Consider the following 22,368-nt stretch of genomic DNA (forward strand, 5'->3'; position numbering starts at 1 on the left):
TGCCCTTCACTGTCTCAGGGTTGTCTAGACCATTGTTCCATAGCGTGAAGCGTGCCGGAAGGCAGGACGAAACCTGTTCCGGAACCGCGTTCGAACCCCGGCCCGGGCCCGACTTCGGTCCCCCACAGACTGCATCGCGACGCTGTCGGACGCGAGCCGTACTCTGGGGCGCATGCAGAACTCGGCGGACCGGCACGAGTACCCCGCCCACTGGGAGGCGGACGTCGTGCTGCGCGACGGCGGCACCGCCCGTATCCGGCCCATCACCGCGGACGACGCCGACCGGCTGGTCAGTTTCTACGAGCAGGTGTCGGACGAGTCGAAGTACTACCGCTTCTTCGCGCCCTATCCGCGCCTGTCCGCAAAGGACGTCCACCGCTTCACCCACCACGACTTCGTGGACCGGGTGGGGCTCGCGGCCACGGTCGGCGGCGAGTTCATCGCCACCGTACGCTACGACCGCATCGACGCCGACGGACTGCCCGCCTCCGGTCCGGCCAACGAGGCGGAGGTCGCCTTCCTGGTGCAGGACGCGCACCAGGGCAGGGGTGTCGCCTCCGCTCTCCTCGAACACATCGCGGCCGTCGCCAGGGAGCGCGACATCCGCCGCTTCGCCGCCGAGGTGCTGCCGGCCAACAGCAAGATGATCAAGGTGTTCACTGACGCCGGCTACACCCAGAAGCGCAGCTTCGAGGACGGTGTCGTACGACTCGAGTTCGACCTCGAGCCCACCGACCGCTCACTCGCCGTCCAGCGCGCGCGGGAGCAGCGGGCCGAGGCACGCTCCGTACGACGGTTGCTCGTCCCGGGCGCCGTGGCCGTCATCGGCGTCGGCCGCGCCCCCGGTGGCGTCGGCCGCAGCGTCCTCGACCACATCAGGGACGCCGGTTTCACCGGCGAGCTGTACGCCGTCAACAGCGCCTTCCCGGAGGAACAGAAGGACATCGACGGAGTACCGGCCCACCGGTCGGTGCGTGACATCGGGGGTCCCGTGGACCTCGCGGTCGTCGCCGTCCCGGCCGCGCACGTCCCTGATGTCGTCACCGAGTGCGGTGAGCACGGCGTGCAGGGACTCGTCGTGGTCTCCGCCGGGTACGCCGAGAGCGGCCCCGAGGGACGGGAACGCCAGCGTGAACTCGTACGGCACGCGCGCACGTACGGGATGCGCATCATCGGCCCCAACGCCTTCGGGGTCATCAACACCGCCGAGAACGTCCGGCTGAACGCGTCTCTCGCCCCCGAGATGCCGAGGCCCGGGCGGATCGGGCTGTTCGCGCAGTCCGGGGCCATCGGGATCGCGCTGCTGTCCCGGCTGCACCGGCGGGGAGGTGGCGTCACCGGGGTCACCGGCGTGTCGACCTTCGTCTCCTCCGGCAACCGGGCCGACGTGTCGGGCAACGACGTACTCCAGTACTGGTACGACGACCCGGACACCGACGTGGTCCTCATGTACCTCGAATCCATCGGCAACCCGCGCAAGTTCACCCGCCTCGCACGGCGCACGGCGGCGGCCAAACCGCTCGTGGTCGTGCAGGGGGCGCGGCACGGCGGCGCCGCTCCCCAAGGACATGCCGTACGGGCCACGCGGCTGCCCCACGCGACGGTGTCCGCACTGCTGCGGCAGGCCGGGGTGATCCGGGTGGACACGATCACCGAACTGGTCGACGCGGGGCTGCTGCTCGCTCGGCAGCCCCTGCCCGCCGGGCCCCGGGTGGCGATCCTGGGGAACTCGGAGTCGCTGGGCCTGCTGACGTACGACGCGTGCCTCTCCGAGGGGCTGCGGCCGCTCGCTCCGCTGGACCTGACGACAGGGGCGTCGCCGGAGGACTTCCACCGGGCGTTGGCGGAGGCGTTGGCGGACGAGGGCTGCGACGCGGTCGTCGTCACCGCGATCCCCACGGTGGGGGAGGGGTCCCCCCGGGACGCCGCGTTGGCCGACGCGCTCCGGTCGGCCGCGGCGGAGGTTCCCGGCAAGCCCGTGCTGGTGGTGCACGTGGAGCTGGGCGGGCTCGCGGAGGCGCTGTCGGCCGCCGCCAGTACGGCGCCACAGGCGGGTTCACCGGCACCCGCGGCCGGACCCGCCGGCGGCTCCCGGGCGTCGCGCCCCGCGGAACGTCCGCCCACCGCCGTGGCGACGCCCGCACCGGCGCCCCCGCCCGCCCCCGGTTCCTGTTCCCGTCTCATCCCCGCCTACCCCGCCGCCGAGCGCGCTGTGCGGGCCCTCGGGGAAGCCGTGAAGTACGCCCAGTGGCGGCGGGAGGCCGCCGAACCGGGCAAGGTGCCCGAGTTCATCGACGCGGACATCGACGAGAAGGGGGCCGCCGCGCTGATCGGCGGGCTGCTCGCGCGTGGGCAGGGGCTCACCCTCGGTCCGGACGAGACGGCCGAGCTCCTCGGGACGTACGGCATCCCGGTGCGCGGGGCCCTGCCCGCGCCGAGCGCCGACGACGCCTCGGCCGCCGCGCGGACCCTCGGTTACCCGGTCGCCCTCAAAGCCACCGCCCCGCACCTGAGGCACCGCGCCGACCTGGGCGGCGTACGCCTGGATCTCGCGGACGAGGAACAGCTGCGGCGGGCGTACGCCGAACTGACCGGCCTCTTCGGGACCTCGGAGGAGGTACGGCCCGTGGTGCAGGGAATGGCACCGCGGGGAGTCGACACCGTCGTACGGGCGGTCATCGACCCGGCGGCCGGAGCGGTGCTCTCCTTCGGGCTCGCCGGACCCGCCTCGCAGCTGCTCGGGGACATCGCGCACCGGCTGATACCGGTCACCGACCGCGACGCGGCCTCACTGATCCGGTCGATCCGGACGGCGCCGCTCCTCTTCGGCTGGCGCGGCTCGGCACCGGTCGACAGCGAGGCACTGGAGGAGCTGCTGCTCAGGGTGTCGCGGCTCGTCGACGACCATCCCGAGGTCATCGCGGTCTCCCTGGAGCCGGTGGTCGTCGCGCAGCACGGCCTGAGCGTGCTCGGGGCGTCGGTGCGGCTCGCGCCGCCGCCCGTCCGCGACGACCTCGGTCCCAGGACACTTCCTGTGTACTGAGCGGTGCCTCGCAGTCAGTGGGCCCCCGTAAGATGGGCTCATGGCCAAGACCAGTACGTCGACCCAGGGGCTGCGAGCGGCGATCGAGCGCAGCGGCTACTACCCGGCCCTCGTGGCCGAGGCGGTGGAGGCCGCGATCGGCGGCGACTCCATCCGGTCGTACCTGGTCCACCAGGAGACGACATTCGACGCGAACGAGGTGCGTCGGCACGTGACCGTGCTCGTCCTCACGGGCAACCGTTTCATCGTCAGCCACACCGACGAGCAGGCGGAGGACACCACGTCCCCGACGCCGTACGCCACCACGTCCACGGAGTCCGTGAAGCTCGGCCGGATCTCGTCCGTGGTCGTCAGCCGGGTCGTGGCCAACCCGGAGTCGTACGCCCCGGGCACGCTGCCGCGCGAGGTCGTCCTGACCATCGGCTGGGGCGCCGTCTCCCGTATCGACCTGGAGCCGGCCGCCTGCGGGGACCCCAACTGCGAGGCGGACCACGGCTACACGGGCAGCTCGACGGCGGACGACCTGAGCCTGCGGGTCAGCGAGGCCGGAGACGGCCCGGAGACGGTCCGCCAGGCCCTCGTCTTCGCGCAGGCCCTCTCGGAAGCGACCGCGGACGTCGCCCGCTGATGTCCCACCCGCCATCCCCCGCCCATGACCGAGGGCGCTCCGCGCCCGCCCCTTCCTACTCCACCGCCTGGGACGATCCCGAACCCCTGGCCGTCTCCTCCGCCCCCGTCCCGCAGTACGGCACGGGCTCGCTGGCCGATCTGCTGCCCACCCTGGCCGCCGGCATGGACGTACCGGGCATGTCCGCCGCGATCCCGGAGCTGGCGCCCGCCGACCGGAACTGTGTGTTCCTGATCGACGGACTGGGCTGGGAGCAGTTGCGGGACCACCCGGACGAGGCCCCCTTCATGAGCTCGCTCATGAGCAGCTCGCGCGGTGACACGGGCCGCCCGATCACCACCGGGTATCCGGCGACCACCGCGACCTCCCTCGCCTCCGTGGGCACCGGACTTCCGCCGGGCGCACACGGCCTGCCCGGCTACACCGTGCGCAATCCGGCCACCGGCGAGCTGATGAACCAGCTGCGCTGGCAGCCGTGGTCGGACCCGCGCGCGTGGCAGCCGTATCCCACGGTGTTCCAGCTGGCGCACCAGGCCGGGGTGCACACGGCCCAGGTCTCCTCGCCGACCTTCGAGAACACCCCGCTGACGAAGATCGCGCTCAGTGGCGGAACGTTCCGGGGGAAGCTCTCCGGCGAGGACCGCATGGACCTCGCGGCCGAACAACTGGCCGCCGGGGACCGCTCGTTGGTCTACACGTACTACGCGGAGGTGGATGGCAAGGGGCACCGCTTCGGCGTCGACTCGGACCCCTGGCGCGGTCAGCTCATGTACGTCGACCGGCTCGTCCAGCGGCTGGCGGAACAACTCCCGCCGCGCGCCGCGCTGTACGTCACCGCCGACCACGGCATGATCGACATCCCGTTCGACGAGCAGCACCGCATCGACTTCGACGAGGACTGGGAACTGCGCGCCGGTGTCGCCCTGTTGGGCGGCGAGGGCCGCGCGCGGCATGTGTACGCGGTTCCGGGCGCCGAGGCGGACGTACTGACCTGCTGGCGCGAGGTGCTCGGTGAGCAGTTCTGGGTGGCCTCGCGTGACGAGGCGATCGCGGCGGGCTGGTTCGGTCCGACGGTCGACGAACGCGTGTACGGCCGGATCGGCGACGTGGTCGCGGCAGCCCGGGACGACGTCCTGATCATCGCCTCCGAGCGGGAGCCGAGGGAGTCGGCGATGGTCGGCAACCACGGCTCGATGACCCCTGCGGAACAGTTGGTCCCGCTGCTCCAAGTACGCTCCTGACGCCCGTCCCTGTCCGACAGCCCCTGCCCAGACCTCCTCCCGTCCTGCGCGTGACCCGCGTATCTCGCCGAAAGGTGCTCGACCTCCCATGCCCGAGCTGGTGTTCTTCTCCGGAACGATGGACTGCGGGAAGTCGACGCTGGCGCTCCAGATCGGACACAACCGGTCGGCACGAGGGCTGCAGGGGGTGATCTTCACCCGCGACGACCGGGCGGGGGAGGGGAAACTGTCGTCCCGGCTCGGTCTGGTGACGGAGGCGGTCGAGGCGGCCGTGGGGATGGATCTGCACGCCTATCTGGTGGACCAGATGTCCAGGGGCGGCAAGGTCGACTACGTGATCGTGGACGAGGCGCAGTTCCTCGCGCCGGAGCAGATCGACCAGTTGGCGCGAGTGGTGGACGACCTGGGGCTGGACGTCTTCGCGTTCGGCATCACCACAGACTTCCGTACGAAGCTCTTCCCGGGTTCCCAGCGGCTGATCGAGCTGGCGGACCGGATCGAGACCCTCCAGGTGGAGGCGATGTGCTGGTGCGGGGCACGGGCCACGCACAACGCGCGCACCGTGGACGGTGTGATGGTCGTGGAGGGTGAGCAGGTCGTCGTCGGTGACGTGAACCGCACGGCCGAGGAGGTCGGCTACGAGGTGCTGTGCCGACGGCATCACCGACGCCATATGACGAGCGCCTCCGCGCACGCCTCTGCCATCTCTCCGGACGTCCTGCCGGTCAACTCGGCCTGATAGTTGCGTTCGGCAGTTCTTTCCAGCCGTTCCGATACGATGAAGGTCACAATAACGTATCGGGCATTTCACGCTTCAATCTTCACCTGAGGCACACAAGTTGGCTAAGTTGACCTCCGAACACCTTCCCAAACCTGTTGTCCGCACCTGACAGTTGGCCGGGGAAGACGTACCACGGAAGGAGCTCGTCCCGCATGGCGCCGGAACGAACCCGAGATGATGGGCCGACCCGTGAGGAGGTCCAGCAACGGATCAACAGCCTCTACGACCAGGCCGAGAGCTTCACCGGGACCTTCAACGCCACCCGCGCGATGAAGCTGGGGATGCGCAGGCGCGTCAACCCTGCGCCCGAGACCGCGCGCAGGCGCTCCGATCCCGCCCTCGACGAAGTCACCCGACCGTGGTTCGACGTGGGGCGCGCCCAGCTGGGCCCGACCGTTCCGGCGGTGCTGCCGCCCGACAGGAGGCCGGCCCGTACGACGGAGGCCCGGCCCGCCCGACCCGCCGACCTTTCCCCCGAGTTGACCGCTCGTCCGGCGCCGGAGTTGTCCGCAGGGCCCGTCGCCGCGCTGTCCGCGGGGCCGACGGCCGCACTGCCGCCCGGGACCATGGCCGCGCTGCCGCCCGCGGCGGTCGCCGAACTGCCCGCCGCGCCCATGACGGCGCTGTCGGCCGTGCCCGCGCCGCGCCAGGAGGCTCCGGCGGGCCTGAGCCCGAGCCCGCTCTCCGCCGAGCCCAGCTGGTTCCCGTCGCCCTCCCAGGGCGCGGCTCCGCTCCCGGTGGCCGGCGGCCTGCCCGCCGAGGACGCCTGGCGCCTTCCCGACTCCGTCGTGCAGGCCGGCCCCCAGCCCGCCGAGGAGTGGCAGCTGCCCCAGCCGGCCGGCCTGAGCCCGGACGCGTTTCTCGACGCGGACACGCCCCTCTACGCGGGCACGCTCCGCGACGGGGACTACGCCCTGGTCACCGAACTCCCCCTCGTCACAGAACCGTTCCCCGTCGCCGACCCGTTCCCGGTCCCCGTGCCGGAGACGCCGTACGTCGCACAGGCGCCCTACATCGCGCAGACGCCGCCGCACGGCACACAGACCTCCTACGCGACGGAGTACGGCACGCAGACACCGCCCCACGGCACGCAGACGTCGTACGCCACGGGGAGCTACTACTTCGGCGCCGAGCCGTTCCCGGGGGCCGGGACCGGTATGAGCGGCCTCGCGTTCGCCTCGGAGTCCGGCGCGAAGGCCGCGAAGGCGGTCGCCTTCGCCCGGGCGCAGATCGGCAGACCGTGCGTCTGGGGCGCGGCCGGCCCGGGGTCGTACGACAACTCCGGTCTGGTCCAAGCCGCTTGGAAGGCCGCCGGGGTCGCGCTCCCGCGTGCCGTGCACGAGCAGGCGAGCGCCGGCATGGTGATCAACCTCGCCGACGTCCGGCCCGGTGACCTCGTCTTCTTCCACGGCGAGGCGGGCCATGTCGGGCACGTGGGCATCTCCGTCGGCGACGGAATGATGATGCACGCACCGAATCCGGGGTCCAGGGTGCGCGAGGACTCGATCTTCGCGGCCGGTGAGGCGGCGATCCACAGCGTCCTGCGGCCCGCGTAGGAGCCCTTCCAGGGCTCCGTCAGTGGGCGCCCTGGATCAGCGAGAACATCGCCCCCTCGGGGTCCGTCACGGTCGCCACGCGCCCGTGTGCGCTGTCGTGCGGGGGCTTCACGACGTGGCCGCCCAGGTCCACCAGCCGGGTGGCCGCCACGTCCGTGTCGGCGACCTCGAAGTACGTCCTCCAGTGCGGCCCCCGGTCGCGGGGCAGGAAGTTGCCCACGCCGTGGATGCCGGCGACCGGACGGCCCTCGACATGCAGGGTGATGTAGTCGAAGTCCGCCGACACCACGGGCTCCTCCTCGTACCCGAAGACGGTCTTGTAGAACTTGGCGACGCTCGACGAGTCGCGGGTCACCAGCTCGTTCCAGGCGGGGGTGCCGGGGACGCCGGTGACGCCCGTACCCAGATGGGCGGCGGTCTGCCAGATGCCGAACACCGCCCCCATCGGGTCGGAGGCGAGCGCCAGCCGGCCCGCCTCGGCCGCGTCCAGGGGGCCGACCCCCACGGTGCCTCCCGAGTGCCGGACCATCTCCGCCGTGAGGTCCACGTCGTCCGAGGCGAGGTACGGCGTCCAGGCGACGGGGAGGTGGCGGTCCGGCGGCAGTTGACCGATGCCGGCCACCTCCTGGCCGTCCAGCAGGGCTCGTACGTACCAGCCGAGCTGCTGCGGGCCCAGTTCGAACTCCCAGCCGAACAACTCCCCGTAGAAGTCCTGGGTCGCTGTCATGCCGTGCACCATCAGACTCACCCAGCATGGTGTGCCGGGCGCGTGCCGGGCGGGCGCTTCGTTGTTCCGGCCGGCCGACTCCCGTGCCTCGGTCATCGTCACTCTCTCCTCGACCCCTCGCGGTGGCCGTGTCACTTCCGCTGTCCGCCCCGTCGGCGGACCTGCCGCACGCCGTCGCAGGGCGTGCTCCGCCGTGTACGTCGGTCGTGCCGGGCCGCGTTCTCGCGTACCCGCAATGCTCCGTGCCGATGCTCGCACCACCCGCGGCACCGCGCGCCCGGGCCGCGCCGACCCAGTGCGTCCTCGTCCCGAGGGTGCCTGAAGCGGCTTTTCCCGCCCATTTCTGCGCGATTACCGCACCGTGTCCATAGGTCGTACAGCATGTGTCCGATCCCGTACACCACGTGATCGAACCTGTCCGGCGGGAGAGTAGCCGGACCTGGCCGCCGCGGCCACCCCGTGGGTAAGGATGGAGCCATGAAAGCCATCATCTCCGCACCCGAACTAGTGAACGAACTGGCTGGTTCCCGGCCGCCGGTTCTCCTCGACGTCCGCTGGCAGTTGAGCATGCCCGCCCCAGGTGGCGCGGCGCCTTTCGACGGGCGTGCCGAGTACTCCGCGGGGCACCTTCCCGGGGCGGTCTTCGTCGACCTGGACAGGGAACTCGCCTCGCCCTCGGGGCCGGCCGGGCGGCATCCGCTGCCCGAGCCGGAGGTGTTCGGCGCCGCCATGCGCCGCGCGGGCGTCTCGTCCGGAGTACCGGTGGTTGTGTACGACGGCGGACAGGGCTGGGCGGCGGCCCGTGCCTGGTGGCTGCTGTCCTGGACGGGTCACCCGGACGTGCGGGTCCTTGACGGCGGGTTGCCGTCCTGGGAGGGGGCGCTCGACACGGACGTGCCCGCGCCCGCCGAGGGCGACTTCACGCCGGTGCCGGGAGCGGTGGAACTCCTCGACGCGGACGGGGCCGCCGCGCTGGCCCGCTCCGGACTGCTGCTCGACGCGCGCGCGGGGGAGCGTTACCGGGGCGAGGTCGAACCCATCGACCGGGTCGGCGGACACATCCCGGGCGCGGTCTCCGCGCCCACGAACGCGAACGTGGGCGCGGACGGGCTCTTCCTGCCCGCGGACGAACTGACGGACCGCTTCAAGACCCTGGGCGCGGCGGACGCCACCGCGGTGGGCGTCTACTGCGGCTCGGGCGTCTCGGGCGCCCACGAGGTCCTGGCCCTGGCGGTGGCGGGCATTCCGGCCGCCCTGTACGTCGGTTCGTGGTCGGAATGGTCGGGGGACCCGACGCGGCCCGTGGCCGTGGGGCCCGATCCGCAGTAGCTCGAACGAGTGATGTGAACGAGTGGTGTGAACGACTGTGGGGCCGCGTCCGACGGACGCGGCCCCACAGTCGCACGAGTAGCCCGTACGGGTTACTGCTCCTTGTTCTTCCGGCGTGTGCCGAACACGATCTCGTCCCAGCTCGGCACCGCCGCTCTGCGGCCGGGACGGACGCCGTCCGCCTCGGCCTGGCGGTCGGTGGCACCGACCAGACGGTCGCGGTGGGCGCCGACCGAGCGAGGCATGAGCACGTCCGCGTACGCGGAACCGGCCGAGGCCGCGGGAGCCGGAGGCTCCTCTGCCTCGGGATCGGGGACCGGTTCCTCCGGGACCTCGGTGGAGGAGGGCCGTTCCGGCACGACCATGTCGCCGCGGAAACTCGGTACCGCTTCCAGAAGGCTCGTCAGCGAGTCACGCTCACTCGCGCTCACGCCTTCCTCGGTGAGCTCGGACGTCGGCGCGGGCAGGGCCGGACGGTCCAGCGGGCGGTCGCGCGGCAGCCGGGCGATGCGCGGTACGAACGGGAAGCTGGGTTCGGGCGCCGCGAGGTCGTCCGACTCGCCGATCAGCGAGCGGGCCTCCTCGTCGACGGCCTGGACGAGCCGCCGGGGCGGGTCGTACGTCCAGCTCGCCGAGTGCGGTTCGCCGGCCACCAGGTAGACCAGCAGGACTTCCCAGGTGCCGTCGTCGCGGCGCCAGGAGTCCCACTGGACGGTGTCCTTCTCGGCGCCACGGATCAACAGCCGCTCCTGCACGGCCTCGCCGAGCTGTGGACCGGCGTTCTCACCGGGCCGGCGGACCGGAGTCTTCCGGGCCCGCTCGGCCATGAAGGCTCGCTCGGCCAGCACGGGGCCCTCGAAGCGGCGTACGCGATCCACCGGAATCCCGGCAAGTTGCGCAACCTCTTCCGCCGACGCACCGGCACGTATGCGTGCCTGGATGTCGCGGGGGCGGAGATGACTCTCCACCTCGATCTCGATCTGGCCGAGGCGGGGACGGTCGCCGCGTACGGCGGCGCGCAGACGCTCATCGATCGGAAGCGTGTACTCCGTGCTGTCCGCAGCCTTCAGCACCAGCCGTGTGCCGTCGTTAGAGACGGCCACGACACGCAGTTCGGGCATGGGGACCTCCCGGGTGGTGCCTGCCGACGTCACGTGCGTCGCTGCTTCCGCTAGTCGAGTGTGGCCTGCCCGGGTGCAGCCTGCCACAACCTTGCCGAGTTGCCCGGCGTGTCGGGCAGGGGCCCGAGGTCGCCGTTATGCCACGGTTATCTATTCGCAACGCTAAGTGACAAACTCCGTCACCCTGTGCAACGAGCTCCCTCTTGACGATCCCGGAAAGACCCCGGACGCCCAGGCGGGAGACCGGGCCCAGGGCTCGCAACAGTACTCCATTTGGGCCACGTGCGTGGATTGGCACGCCACCCAATTCCTGCCGGGGAGTGCGAGTTGACGGTTCCCCCACCGGTTGCGTGACCTCGGATGCAGCAGAGTTCACGTAAACATCGGAAACGGAACCAATCGCTTCGCTACGCGCCGAGAACCCGTCGCAAGTAGTCGTTCTGGAACAGGCGTTCAGGGTCGAGCCGGTCCCGCAGCGCGGTGAACTCCCCGAAGCGCGGGTAGACGCCGGCGAAGTACTCCGCGTCCCGCGTGTGCACCTTGCCCCAGTGCGGCCGTCCCTCGTGCGCCGTGAAGATGCGCTCGGCGGCGGTGAAGTACGCCTGGTAGGGCGTCCCGCGGAACATGTGCACGGCGACGTAGGCGCTGTCGCGGCCCGAGGCCGTGGAGAGCGCGATGTCGTCCGCGGGGGCCGTGCGCACCTCCACGGGGAAGCTGATCCGCATGTCCGACCGGTCGACCATCGCCTTGAGTTCGCGCAGTGTCGCCACCAGGGCCTCGCGCGGAACGGCGTACTCCATCTCCACGAAGCGCACCCGGCGCGGAGACGTGTAGACCTTGTACGGGATGTCGGTGTAGGTCCGCGCGGACAGGGCCTTGCTGGAGATCTGGGCGATCGTCGGGATCGTGGCGGGCACCGTGCGGCCGACCAACTGGGCCACCTGGAAGACGCCGTTGGAGAGGAACTCGTCCTCGATCCAGCCGCTGACCGGGCTGACCGGCTTCTCGGGGCCCGCGCTGCGGTTGTTGCGCTTGGTGTTGGTGTTGCCGGTGTGCGGGAACCAGTAGAACTCGAAGTGCTCGTTCTCGGCCCAGAGTTCGTCGAACGCGCTGGTGACCTTGTCGAAGGTCATCGGTTCCTCGCGGGCGGTGAGCAGGAAGAGCGGCTCCACGGCGAAGGTGATCGCGGTGAGGATCCCCAGGGCGCCGATGCCGACCCGGGCCGCCGCGAAGACCTCCGGATTCTCCTTCTCCGAACACGTGAGCACCGAACCGTCCGCCGTCACCAGCTCAAGTGCCCTGATCTGGGCGGCTATCGAGCCCGACTCACGGCCCGTGCCGTGCGTGCCGGTACTGGTGGCGCCGGAGACCGTCTGCTCCATGATGTCGCCCATGTTCGTGAGCGAGAGACCCTCGCGGGCGAGGGCCAGGTTGAGTCTCTTGAGCGGAGTGCCCGCCTCGACCGTGACCGTCATGTTCTCGCGGTCGATGTCGCGGATTCCGGTCAGCAGTTGAGGGCGGATCAACACCCCGTCGGTGGCGGCGGCAGCCGTGAACGAGTGCCCTGTGCCGACGGCCTTCACCTTCAGACCGTCGACGGCCGCTTTCCGAACGGCCGCGGACAGTTCCTCCACGGAAGCGGGCGTGACCTCCCGGACGGGCCGGGCGGTGACGTTGCCCGCCCAGTTACGCCACGTGCCGCTCTTGCCGCTCAGTGTGCTGCTCAACGGTGCCTCCCCGACACGGAGCCGGTCTGTTCAGCCGGCGGTACCCCAGGAAACCGACCGCGACCGCGACGGCTCCGGACGCCACCGGAACCCCGTACCCGGCCCTCGCACCGGCGGCGTCGATCACCCAGCCGGACACGGAGGAGCCGAGCGCGACGCCGACCGCGAGCCCGGTGCTCACCCAGGTCATGCCCTCGGTCAGTTGCGCGCGTGGTACGTGCTGTTCGATGAGGGACATCGTCGTGATCATCGTGGGAGCGATGGACAGTCCCGCAACGAACAGCGCCACGGCCAGGAACGGCAAGTTTCCGACCAGTAGGAGGGGGATCATACTCACGGCCATCGCACATATGCCCAGTAGCCACCGGCGTTCCGGGGCTCCCGGGAGGCGCAGCAGCCCGAACACGGCTCCCGCCGCGCAGGAGCCCGCCGCGTAGACGGCCAGTACGACGCTCGCGGCGCCCTTGTGGCCCCGTTCCTCGGCGAAGGCGACGGTGACCACGTCGACGGCCCCGAAGATCGCCCCGACCGCCGCGAAGGTGACCACCAGCAACTTGAGACCGGGGGAGCGCAGCGCCGAGCCGCCCTTGATCCGCGCGCGCGGATGCGGCTTCGGTTCGGTGCCGCTCTGGGACGTCAGCCAGAAGACGCCGACCGCCAGGAAACAGGCGGCGAGCAGCGGCCCCGCCTCCGGGAACCACGCCGTGGAGAGACCGATCGAGATGATCGGCCCGAAGATGAAGCAGATCTCGTCCACCACGGACTCGAAGGAGTACGCGGTGTGCAGTTGCGGGGTGTCCCGGTAGACGGCCGCCCAGCGTGCCCGTGTCATCGCGCCGACGCTCGGTACGCAGCCGATGCCGGCGCTGCACACGAACAGCACCCAGTCGGGCCACCCGAAGTGCGCGGCGAGCAGCAGCCCGGCCGAGGCCAGCAGGGCGCAGAGCGTCGCGGGGCGCAGCACGCGGCGCTGCCCGTACTGGTCGACCAGACGCGAGACCTGGGGGCCCGCCACGGCGGCGGCCATGGCGATGGTCGCCGAGAGCGCGCCCGCGAGCCCGTACCTGCCGGTGAGCTGGGAGACCATCGTGACCACGCCGATGCCCATCATCGACAGCGGCATCCGGCCGAGGAACCCCGCGGCGGTGAAGCGCCTGGAGCCCGGGGCGGCGAACAGGGCGCGGTAGGGGCTGGGCACGGGAGACTCCGGTCGATCCGGTAAGGCGTGAGGGAAGCGTGGGTAAGGCGTGAAGGCGGCCGATACAGCTTACGGGCCGGGCGATCCCCACGCACCCGCGGGGACGGGCCGGGATCCCGGCTGGCAGAGGGGGGTGGCAGGATCGGAACCATGCGAGATGCGCTCGACGCCACCCCCTACGACGCCCTGCTCCTGCTCTCCTTCGGCGGCCCCGAGGGCCCGGACGACGTGGTTCCGTTCCTGGAGAACGTGACACGCGGGCGGGGCATCCCCAAGGAACGCCTCAAGGAAGTCGGACAGCACTACTTCCTGTTCGGCGGGGTCAGCCCGATCAACGACCAGAACCGCGCCCTCCTGGACGCCCTGCGCAAGGACTTCGCGGACCACGGGCTGGATCTGCCGGTCTACTGGGGCAACCGCAACTGGGCCCCGTATCTGACCGACACCCTGCGCGAGATGGTCCAGGACGGCAGACGCCGCATCCTCGTCCTCGCCACCAGCGCGTACGCCTCGTACTCGGGCTGCCGTCAGTACCGCGAGAACCTCGCGGACTCCCTGGCCGCCCTGGAGAGCGAGGGCCTCGACCTGCCCGAGGTCGACAAGCTGCGGCACTACTTCAACCACCCGGGCTTCCTGGAGCCCATGATCGACGGCGTGCTCACCTCCCTCGCCGGCCTCCCCGAGGACGTCAGGGACGGCGCGCACCTCGCCTTCTCGACCCACTCCATCCCGACCGCGTCCGCCGACACCTCCGGGCCCGTCGAGGACCACGGGGACGGCGGGGCGTACGTGAAACAGCACCTGGACACCGCGCGGCTGATCGCGGACGCCGTGCGTGAGCGGACCGGCGTCGACCACCCCTGGCGGCTCGTCTACCAGTCCCGCTCCGGAGCCCCGCACATCCCGTGGCTGGAACCCGACATCTGCGACCACCTGGAGGAGCTGCACGGCGACGGTGTCCCGGCCGTGGTGATCGCGCCGATCGGGTTCGTGTCGGACCACATGGAGGTCCTGTACGACCTCGACACGGAGGCCAGGGCGAAGGCGGCGGAACTGGGCCTGCCCATGAGCCGCTCCGCGACGGTGGGCGCCGACCCGCGCTTCGCCGCCGCGATCCGTGAACTCGTCCTGGAGCGCGCCGCCACCGAGAACGGGCAGGACATCACCCCGTGCGCCCTGGGCACGCTCGGCGCGAGCCAGGACCTCTGCCCGGTGGGCTGCTGCCCGTCCCGTGCCCCCAGGCCCGCCGCCGCGGGCGCCGACAGCCCGTACGCGTGAGGACTCCTGTGACCGACCCCCTGCTCCCCGAACTGCTCCGGCTCGCCCAGGAGGCGGCCCGCCGCGCGGGAGAACTGCTCCGGGACGGCAGGCCGGCCGATCTCGCGGTCGCCGCCACCAAATCCAGCCCCATCGACGTCGTCACGGAGATGGACATCGCGGCGGAGAAGCTGATCACCGACGTGATCTCCGAGCAGCGCCCGGACGACGGTTTCCTCGGCGAGGAGGGTGCCTCCAGCGAGGGCACCAGCGGCATCCGGTGGGTCATCGACCCCCTCGACGGCACAGTCAACTACCTGTACGGGCTGCCCACTTGGTCTGTCTCCATCGCGGCCGAGCAGGACGGCGAGCGCATCGTCGGCGTGGTCGCGGCGCCGATGCGCGGCGAGACGTACCACGCGGTGCGCGGCGGGGGAGCCTGGGCGACCGGGGCCTGGGACGGTGAACGCCGGCTCGCCGTCCGCCCGGCCCCGCCACTGGACCAGGCGCTGGTGTCGACGGGCTTCAACTACGTCGCCGAGGTCAAGGCCCACCAGGCCGAGGTGGCCCGGCGACTGATCCCGCTGCTGCGCGACATCCGGCGCGGCGGCTCCGCCGCGGTCGACCTGTGCGACGTGGCGTCCGGCCGCCTGGACGGCTACTACGAACGGGGCCTCAACGCCTGGGACGTCGCCGCGGGCGACCTGATCGCCCGAGAGGCGGGCGCGCTGACCGGTGGACGCCCCGGAGAGCGCCCGTCACGCGATCTGACGGTCGCGGGCACCTCCGGGGTCTTCGAACCCCTCCAGCGCCTCCTGGAGGACTTCGGCGCCTGGCACGACTGAGGAAAGCTGAGGAAAAGGGAGGAGCCCCGGCACTGGATCGATGCCGGGGCCCCTCTTTTCATCTCTCTTGCGGACTGATCAGACGCTGGCCGCGCCGACCTCCACACCGTGTTCGGCGGCAAGACGGCGCAGGTCGTCGAGCTCGGCCTGTTCCACCTCGACGAGGAAGTCGTCGCCCTCGTCGCGAGCCCGCGTCAAGTCGGTCTCGGTCGCCCTTATGCGCTGCTGAAGTCCTGCGGTGAATGCGTCCATGCTGCGCCCCCTCGTCCTGGGTCGTGGGTCGATGGCACGGGGGTGTGCCGATTCGGAAGGGGCGATCACGTCTCCAACTGGGTGCCCAGCGCTGCCCTGCCGGGCGGCGACGGTGCCGGACACCCACGCCCGCTCTGCGGAAGCGGTCCGTTGTGCCACTAGGTGTCATGGCACACGCAGAGCGTGATCGCGGGGTGTAAAGCCGTCCTCCCCGTGCTCCTCGCGGAGGAAACCTCAACCCACCAAGATTTCTTCCCGCCGCCCTCGCCGGAGCGGCTCGGGGCGGCCGAGAAGGTGCCGTGCGGCGATCGGCCAAGGGCCTCTTACAACCGGTTTACGGACCAAAGCGGCAGGATGGAGGCCTGACCACAGGAAAAGTTTCCGCCAACGTGCCGTCCCGGCCCGCGGGCGACCCCGAGGAAGGACAAACGACGTGCGCGTACTCGTCGTCGAGGACGAGCAACTGCTCGCCGATGCGGTGGCCACCGGACTGCGCCGGGAGGCCATGGCCGTCGACGTCGTGTACGACGGCGCGGCGGCCCTGGAACGCATCGGCGTCAACGACTACGACGTGGTCGTCCTGGACCGGGACCTTCCACTGGTGCACGGCGACGACGTCTGCCGCAAGATCGTCGAACTCGGCATGCCCACCCGCGTGCTGATGCTCACGGCCTCCGGAGACGTCAGCGACCGGGTCGAGGGGCTGGAGATCGGCGCCGACGACTACCTCCCGAAGCCGTTCGCCTTCAGCGAGCTGACGGCACGCGTGCGTGCCCTCGGCCGGCGTACGAGCCTGCCGCTGCCGCCCGTGCTGGAGCGCGCCGGGATCAAGCTCGACCCGAACCGCCGCGAGGTCTTCCGTGACGGCAAGGAGGTCCAGCTCGCGCCCAAGGAGTTCGCCGTCCTGGAGGTGCTGCTGCGCAGCGAGGGCGCGGTCGTCTCCGCCGAGCAGCTCCTGGAGAAGGCCTGGGACGAGAACACCGACCCGTTCACAAATGTCGTCCGTGTGACCGTGATGACTCTGCGCCGCAAGCTGGGCGAGCCTCCCGTGATCGTCACCGTGCCGGGTTCCGGCTACCGGATCTGATAAACCGATGGCCACGACACCCGCTCCCCCGAAGGCGCCTCCGAAGCCCACCTGGGACCCGAGGAAACCACAGCAGTTGCCGCTGCCCTGGCTGCGCCCGACCATCCGCATACGGCTGACGCTGCTCTACGGCGGCATGTTCCTGATCGCCGGCATCCTGCTGCTGTCCATCATCTATCTGCTGGCCGCCCAGGCCATCCGCGGGGGCAGCAACCAGTCGTTCGACATCAGGGGCAGCGGCATCAGCATCACCAGTGACACGTGCCCGGGGCTGAACACCGCGACCAACGACGACCAGCGCAACACCGCGCTCAAGGCGTGCAACGACGCCCTGCGGCAGCATGCCCTGGACGATCTGCTCAGCCGCTCGCTGCTCACGCTCCTCGGCCTCGCCGTGATCGCCTTCGCCTTCGGCTATGCCATGGCCGGCCGGGTCCTGACGCCACTCGGCCGGATCACCCGCACCGCGCGCGCGGTGGCCGGTTCGGACCTGTCCCGCCGGATCGAGCTGGACGGCCCCGACGACGAGCTGAAGGAGCTGGCGGACACCCTCGACGACATGCTGGAGCGTCTGCAGCGGGCCTTCACCGCCCAGCAGAGGTTCGTCGGCAACGCGTCGCACGAGCTGAGAACGCCGTTGGCGATCAATCGCACGCTCCTGGAGGTGCATCTGTCGGATCCGGCGGCGCCACCGGAGCTCCAGCAGCTCGGCAAGACGCTGCTGGCCACCAACGAGCGCAGTGAGCAGCTCGTCGAAGGGCTGCTGCTGCTCGCCCGCAGCGACAACCAGATCGTCGAGCGCAAGCCGGTGGACCTCGCCGAGGTCGCCACGCAGGCCGTCGACCAGACGCACGCCGAGGCCGAGGCCAAGGGGGTCGAGTTCCGCGGGAAGCGCGATCCCGCGGTGGTCCAGGGCAACGGCGTGCTGCTGGAGCGGATCGCCCTCAACCTCGTACAGAATGCGGTGCGGTACAACGTGCCGGAGGACGGCTGGGTCGAGGTGACCACCGAGGTCCAGCACGGCCAGGCGGTGCTGGTGGTCTCGAACACGGGTCCCGTGGTCCCGGCGTACGAGATCGACAACCTCTTCGAGCCCTTCAGGCGGCTGCGTACGGAGCGTACGGGCAGCGACAAGGGTGTGGGCCTCGGACTGTCCATCGCGCGCTCTGTGGCGCGCGCTCACGGCGGTCACATCTCGGCCCAGCCGCGGGAGGGGGGTGGGCTCGTGATGCGAGTCGCCCTGCCGATCTGAGATCATGTCGCCGACACGCGAGGATGTTCGCTTTGCGCAGAATTTTCGGGGTACCCTCCCGGCGCCCTCGTGTGTGATCGATCACAAGGGTGAATTACCCGCCATCCACTCACCGTGATCATGCAAGTCGCCGTAAGGCCCGGTAAATCCGGGTTTTCGGGGGTCTTGATCACGGGAAGTACACGGTGGGGCGCCTTTGAAGTGCGGCATTCGGACCGTGTACGGTCCCGATCGCCATCCATCCCGACCTCTCCCAAGGGGGTCGGTTGGGTGTCGATTCAGTAACAGACCTTGATGTGAGGCAAAATCTCCGCCTCAGGTCGGGCACAAGTCCGGCCTCTCACGCGTTACCTGCGCTGAGACACCGCAGACACCCAGAGGGGGAGAGCGCGACATGGCAACGGATTACGACACCCCACGCAAGACCGACGACGACGTTGACTCGGACAGCCTTGAAGAACTGAAGGCCAGGAGGAACGACAAGTCGACTTCCTCCGTGGACGTCGACGAATTCGAGGCCGCCGAAGGCCTCGAACTGCCCGGAGCGGACCTCTCGAACGAGGAGTTGGCCGTCCGGGTGCTGCCCAAGCAGCAGGACGAGTTCACCTGCATGACCTGCTTCCTGGTGCACCACCGCAGTCAGCTGGCCCGCGAGAAGAACGGTCAGCCGATCTGCCGCGACTGCGACTGAGGCAGGGTCGGCCGTGACTGGCTCGACCCCTCCTTGGAAGCGCCGCTTCCCCTCGCGGGGAGCGGACCAGGGGCCGCAGAACGGCCCTCATGGTGTGCGTGACGACGAGCGGGGCTCATCCGTTACAGGATCGGCCTCGCTCGAACCGGCCGCCGGGCCGGCCGACCACGGGGATGACCTCCCGGTGCCGGCCGAGCCTTCCGCACCTGTCGCCGGGCGACGGACGGCCGCGATCCAGAAGGCCAGAGAAGGCGTCCGCAAGGGCGGCAGCCGCGCGAGAGCGGGTCTGGCCTACCTCACCGACCGGATCATCGAGAACGCCCCGCGTATCCCCGTACGCGACCTCGCCACCCTCCGTCGGCAGTTCCCGGGCCTGGGGCCCGAGCAACTCGCGGACAAGCTCGTCGCGGGCGCCGCGAGCGCCACGGCGACCGTCGGCGCGGGCATCGGAGCGGCGGCGATGCTGCCGGTGCCACCGGCCATGCCGACCGAACTGGCCGCCGAGATCACCGGTGTGGCCGCGATCGAGCTGAAAATGATCGCCGAACTGCACGAGGTCTACGGCGCACGACCGCCGGGCGGTCTCAAACAGCGCAGTACCGCCTACCTGAACTCGTGGTCGGGTGAGCGCGGGATCGACGTGACGAAGCCGTCGACGATCAACTTGGCCCTCGGCGGCCAGATGAAGCGCGAACTGCGCCAGCAGATCATGAAGCGGATGGTCCGCGACCTGCCCAACCTGATGCCGTTCATGGTGGGCGCCGCCGTCGGCGCGGTCATGAACCGGCGCGACACCAGAAGACTCGCGGACCGCATCCGCAAGGACCTGCGCAGATTCCAGGTCCCCTGGGAGCAGCTCCCGGAACTGCCCCCGCTGGAACCGCCCACCGACGCGCTGGACCTCGGGCTCGGGGACCCGGCGAAGGAACTCGGGACGTAGCGGCGCCGAGGGGCGCGTACGACTCCGGGTACAGGCACGGCGGGCAAGTCTTTGCCCGCCGTCGAAGAAGAATTTGCCGACGCCCGCCGAGCCGCGGTTCCGGCCGGTTTCAGCCCACGTCGCGCGCGGCCGCGGCCCGCGCCGATTCCAGGGCGGCGACCAGCTGCTCGGGCTCCCGCGTCGACAGATACAGGTACGGCGTGGGGTCCTTGGGATCCGTGACCTGGACGCGCAGCGCCGTGGGGATGTAGGCGCGCAGGAGCATGAAGGCGCGGGTGTCGGCCTTGTACGTGCGCCAGGCGCGAGCCTCCTCCGCGTCCAGGATCTCCGCCTCGCCCAGGGCCGCCACAGGGATCTTCGCCTCTCCGGCGATCAACGAGTCCCCCACGACCCGGATCCGGATCGAACCGTACGAACTCGCCGCCACCGCGGCCACGGCGGTGCCGCCCACCAGGCCGCCGAGCAGGGGCAGCGTGCCGAACGGCAGCAGGATCAGGGCGAAGGAGACACCCACCAGGAACGAGATCAGCCACCAGGAGCGCGGGGCCGTGAGGCGTTCTTCGTACGGGGAGGCGGAAAGCTGCATGGAACCAAGCTTGGCATGGTGTCGGTCGAGGGCCGACTCGCGGGTAAGGTCTGCGGCTGTGAGTGGTCCTTCAGCAGCTCTGCAGCCCCCCGCCGACGCCGTGGCGCCCGTGCGGCACCCGGACGCGCCCGCGCCCGGAGAGCTGCTCGGTGCCCACTACGAACAGTGTTTCGGATGCGGTGGTGGGCAGGCCCACGGACTGCACCTCGCGGCCCGGGCCGGTGACGGAGTGACGGTCACCGCCGAGTTCACCGTGCGGGCCGCTCACCAGGGCGCCCCCGGCCTCGCCCACGGCGGTGTGCTCGCCAGCGCGCTGGACGAGACCCTCGGGTCGCTGAACTGGCTGCTGCGCACCATCGCCGTGACCGGACGGCTGGAGACCGAGTTCGTCCGGCCCGTCCCCGTCGACACCCTGCTGTACCTGGAGGCCGAGGTCACGGCTGTGGCCCGGCGGAAGATCTACTCGACGGCCACCGGACGCATCGGCGGCCCCGGCGGGCCCGTCGCGTTGCGCGCCCAGGCCCTCTTCATCGAGGTCAAGGTCGACCACTTCATCGACAACGGCCGCCCGGAGGAGATCCGGGCCGCCATGAGCGACCCGGACCAGGTCCGGCGCGCCCGCGCATTCGAGGTGAACCCGTGAGCCCCGCACCCGTGGGCCGTGAGCCCCTGGACGTCCTCATCCGCCGCGTCGATCCGGACGTACCGCTTCCGGCGTATGCGCAGCCGGGCGACGCCGGAGCCGATCTGCGGACCACGCAAGGGTGCGAACTGGCGCCCGGCGAACGGACTGTTCTGCCGACCGGGGTGTCTGTCGCCCTCCCGGAGGGGTACGCGGCCTTCGTGCACCCCCGTTCGGGGCTGGCGGCCCGGTGCGGTGTCGCTCTGGTGAATGCCCCGGGGACGGTTGATGCCGGGTACCGTGGGGAGATCAAGGTGATCGTGGTGAATCTCGACCCGCACGAACCCGTGCGATTCGAGCGCTTCGACAGGATTGCCCAACTGGTCGTCCAGCAGGTCGAGAAGGTCCGCTTCCGGGAGGTCGCGGAACTTCCCGGCTCGGCGCGGGCCGAGGGGGGCTTCGGGTCCACCGGCGGTCACGCCTCGGTGGGCGGTGCGAGCGGTCACAGCGGTCAGGCCGCGGTAGGCGGCACAACGGGTGGGAATCGATACGCTTCGGTCGTATCCGACCGGGAAGGACAGTGACGTGTTCGGACGTCGCAAGAAGAAGGGTGCCGCCGAGGACGCGGCCGGCGAGGCCGAGCAGGTCGTCGACAGCGTCGACACTGAGGCGGACGAAGCAGCGGGTTCGCGTTCGCGCGTCCGGCTGGAGCCGGAGCCGCGTCCCGACGGACCCTGGGACGACACCGAGGTGCGCGAGCCCGGCGAGGGCCGGGTCGACCTGGGCGGACTGTTCGTGCCCGGGGTCGACGGCATGGAACTGCGGGTAGAGGTCGCCGGTGACGCGATCGTCGCGGCGACCGTCGTGCTGCGCGACAGCGCCGTGCAGCTCCAGGCCTTCGCCGCGCCCAAGCGCGAGGGCATCTGGGGCGAGGTGCGCGAGGAGATCGCCAGCGGCATCACCCAGCAGGGTGGCATCGTCGACGAGGTCGAGGGGCCGCTGGGCTGGGAGCTGCGGGCGCAGGTGCCGGTGCAACTGCCGGACGGCACGGGCGGTTTCCAGGTCGTGCGGTTCGTCGGTGTGGACGGTCCGCGGTGGTTCCTGCGTGGGGTCATCTCCGGTCAGGGTGCCGTGCAGCCGCAGGCCGCCGGTCTGCTGGAGCAGATCTTCAGGGACACGGTCGTCGTCCGTGGCGAGGGACCCATGGCGCCGCGCGACCCGATCGTCCTGAAGCTGCCGAACGACGCACAGATGGTGCCCGAGGGTGTCCAGCAGGAGGAGCAGGCCGGTTCCCGCTTCGGTGGGGGCATGGGCCAGCTGCAGCGCGGACCGGAGATCACCGAGGTCCGCTGACGGCAACAGCGGCTTTCCCGGCACGGGCCGCACTCCTCACCGAGGAGTGCGGCCCGTGCTCGGTTCACCGGCGCGTCAGGGTTACGTCAAAGAGCCGCTCCGGCCTGCTTCTCGTCCCTTTTGTCGACATTG

21 protein-coding genes are annotated in these 22,368 nt (G+C 70.8%); 15 read left to right on the forward strand and 6 right to left on the reverse strand.

Annotated elements, in window-relative coordinates:
• Positions 1-172 precede the first annotated feature (172 nt).
• From OG241_RS41165 to OG241_RS41185, 5 genes are all read left to right on the forward strand, one after another.
• Positions 173-3,043 (forward strand): GNAT family N-acetyltransferase, encoded by a 2,871-nt coding sequence (locus tag OG241_RS41165; RefSeq protein ID WP_405822972.1) that lies wholly within the window; start codon positions 173-175, stop codon positions 3,041-3,043.
• Positions 3,044-3,083: 40 nt separating this feature from the next.
• Positions 3,084-3,671: a DUF5998 family protein gene (locus OG241_RS41170; RefSeq protein ID WP_405822974.1), complete on the forward strand. Its 588-nt coding sequence runs from the start codon at positions 3,084-3,086 to the stop codon at positions 3,669-3,671.
• The gene (locus OG241_RS41175; RefSeq protein WP_405822976.1) at positions 3,671-4,912 is read left to right on the forward strand and encodes an alkaline phosphatase family protein; all 1,242 of its coding nucleotides are present in this window, start codon (positions 3,671-3,673) and stop codon (positions 4,910-4,912) included. The genes OG241_RS41170 and OG241_RS41175 overlap by 1 nt, the downstream gene beginning before the upstream one ends.
• An 88-nt stretch (positions 4,913-5,000) precedes the next feature.
• Positions 5,001-5,651, forward strand: coding sequence for a thymidine kinase (locus OG241_RS41180; RefSeq protein ID WP_405822977.1), 651 nt, complete (start codon positions 5,001-5,003; stop codon positions 5,649-5,651).
• A 194-nt stretch (positions 5,652-5,845) separates the two neighbouring features.
• Positions 5,846-7,249, forward strand: a complete 1,404-nt coding sequence (locus OG241_RS41185; protein WP_405822979.1) for an NlpC/P60 family protein — start codon at positions 5,846-5,848, stop codon at positions 7,247-7,249.
• A 19-nt stretch (positions 7,250-7,268) separates the two neighbouring features.
• On the opposite strand, the gene OG241_RS41190 is transcribed toward OG241_RS41185, so the two are convergent.
• Positions 7,269-8,072 (reverse strand): VOC family protein, encoded by an 804-nt coding sequence (locus tag OG241_RS41190; RefSeq protein ID WP_405822981.1) that lies wholly within the window; start codon positions 8,070-8,072, stop codon positions 7,269-7,271.
• A gap of 381 nt (positions 8,073-8,453) precedes the next feature.
• Between OG241_RS41190 and OG241_RS41195 the strand changes: the two genes are divergently transcribed.
• Positions 8,454-9,305, forward strand: a complete 852-nt coding sequence (locus tag OG241_RS41195) for a sulfurtransferase (protein ID WP_405822983.1) — start codon at positions 8,454-8,456, stop codon at positions 9,303-9,305.
• Positions 9,306-9,397: 92 nt separating this feature from the next.
• On the opposite strand, the gene sepH is transcribed toward OG241_RS41195, so the two are convergent.
• The 3 genes from sepH to OG241_RS41210 form a co-directional block, all read right to left on the reverse strand.
• Positions 9,398-10,426, reverse strand: coding sequence for a septation protein SepH (gene sepH, locus OG241_RS41200; protein WP_405822985.1), 1,029 nt, complete (start codon positions 10,424-10,426; stop codon positions 9,398-9,400).
• A 407-nt stretch (positions 10,427-10,833) separates the two neighbouring features.
• On the reverse strand, positions 10,834-12,153 hold the full coding sequence (locus OG241_RS41205; RefSeq protein ID WP_405822987.1) for a D-arabinono-1,4-lactone oxidase: 1,320 nt from the start codon (positions 12,151-12,153) through the stop codon (positions 10,834-10,836).
• The gene (locus tag OG241_RS41210) at positions 12,113-13,351 is read right to left on the reverse strand and encodes an MFS transporter (protein ID WP_405822989.1); all 1,239 of its coding nucleotides are present in this window, start codon (positions 13,349-13,351) and stop codon (positions 12,113-12,115) included. The genes OG241_RS41205 and OG241_RS41210 overlap by 41 nt, the downstream gene beginning before the upstream one ends.
• Before the next feature lie 150 nt (positions 13,352-13,501).
• Here OG241_RS41210 and OG241_RS41215 point away from each other — a divergent pair, with 150 nt between their 5' ends.
• Positions 13,502-14,629 (forward strand): ferrochelatase, encoded by a 1,128-nt coding sequence (locus OG241_RS41215; RefSeq protein ID WP_405822991.1) that lies wholly within the window; start codon positions 13,502-13,504, stop codon positions 14,627-14,629.
• 8 nt (positions 14,630-14,637) lie between these two features.
• Positions 14,638-15,453 carry an inositol monophosphatase family protein gene (locus OG241_RS41220; protein WP_405822992.1) on the forward strand — a complete coding sequence of 272 codons (816 nt, stop codon included), beginning with the start codon at positions 14,638-14,640 and terminating at the stop codon, positions 15,451-15,453.
• Positions 15,454-15,531: 78 nt separating this feature from the next.
• Here OG241_RS41220 and OG241_RS41225 read toward each other — a convergent pair whose 3' ends face one another.
• Positions 15,532-15,705, reverse strand: a complete 174-nt coding sequence (locus tag OG241_RS41225) for a hypothetical protein (RefSeq protein ID WP_179200522.1) — start codon at positions 15,703-15,705, stop codon at positions 15,532-15,534.
• Between the two features lie 433 nt (positions 15,706-16,138).
• On the opposite strand from OG241_RS41225, the gene OG241_RS41230 reads away from it, so the two are divergent.
• The 4 genes from OG241_RS41230 to OG241_RS41245 all read left to right on the forward strand — a co-directional run bounded on the left by OG241_RS41230 (position 16,139) and on the right by OG241_RS41245 (position 19,675).
• Positions 16,139-16,792, forward strand: coding sequence for a response regulator transcription factor (locus OG241_RS41230; RefSeq protein WP_006380516.1), 654 nt, complete (start codon positions 16,139-16,141; stop codon positions 16,790-16,792).
• A 7-nt stretch (positions 16,793-16,799) separates the two neighbouring features.
• Positions 16,800-18,044, forward strand: coding sequence for a sensor histidine kinase (locus OG241_RS41235; protein ID WP_405822994.1), 1,245 nt, complete (start codon positions 16,800-16,802; stop codon positions 18,042-18,044).
• A 394-nt stretch (positions 18,045-18,438) separates the two neighbouring features.
• Complete coding sequence (locus OG241_RS41240) at positions 18,439-18,735, forward strand: DUF4193 domain-containing protein (RefSeq protein ID WP_006380512.1); 297 nt, start codon at positions 18,439-18,441, stop codon at positions 18,733-18,735.
• Between the two features lie 13 nt (positions 18,736-18,748).
• Positions 18,749-19,675, forward strand: coding sequence for a hypothetical protein (locus tag OG241_RS41245; protein ID WP_405822996.1), 927 nt, complete (start codon positions 18,749-18,751; stop codon positions 19,673-19,675).
• 109 nt (positions 19,676-19,784) lie between these two features.
• Here the strand turns inward: OG241_RS41245 and OG241_RS41250 are convergent, their stop codons facing one another.
• A complete protein-coding gene (locus OG241_RS41250; RefSeq protein WP_405822998.1) occupies positions 19,785-20,261 on the reverse strand; it encodes a DUF3093 domain-containing protein in 477 nt (158 codons plus the stop codon).
• Between the two features lie 58 nt (positions 20,262-20,319).
• Here OG241_RS41250 and OG241_RS41255 point away from each other — a divergent pair, with 58 nt between their 5' ends.
• From OG241_RS41255 to OG241_RS41265, 3 genes are read left to right on the forward strand one after another with little or no spacing between them, the layout of a single operon-like run.
• A complete protein-coding gene (locus OG241_RS41255) occupies positions 20,320-20,904 on the forward strand; it encodes a PaaI family thioesterase (RefSeq protein ID WP_405823000.1) in 585 nt (194 codons plus the stop codon).
• Between the two features lie 11 nt (positions 20,905-20,915).
• The gene (gene dut, locus OG241_RS41260; protein ID WP_405826718.1) at positions 20,916-21,467 is read left to right on the forward strand and encodes a dUTP diphosphatase; all 552 of its coding nucleotides are present in this window, start codon (positions 20,916-20,918) and stop codon (positions 21,465-21,467) included.
• A gap of 1 nt (position 21,468) precedes the next feature.
• Positions 21,469-22,236 (forward strand): DUF3710 domain-containing protein, encoded by a 768-nt coding sequence (locus OG241_RS41265; protein ID WP_405823002.1) that lies wholly within the window; start codon positions 21,469-21,471, stop codon positions 22,234-22,236.
• The last annotated feature ends 132 nt before the right edge of the window (positions 22,237-22,368 follow it).

The sequence above is a fragment of the Streptomyces sp. NBC_01390 genome, from assembly GCF_045040105.1.
Taxonomy (GTDB): Bacteria; Actinomycetota; Actinomycetes; order Streptomycetales; family Streptomycetaceae; genus Streptomyces.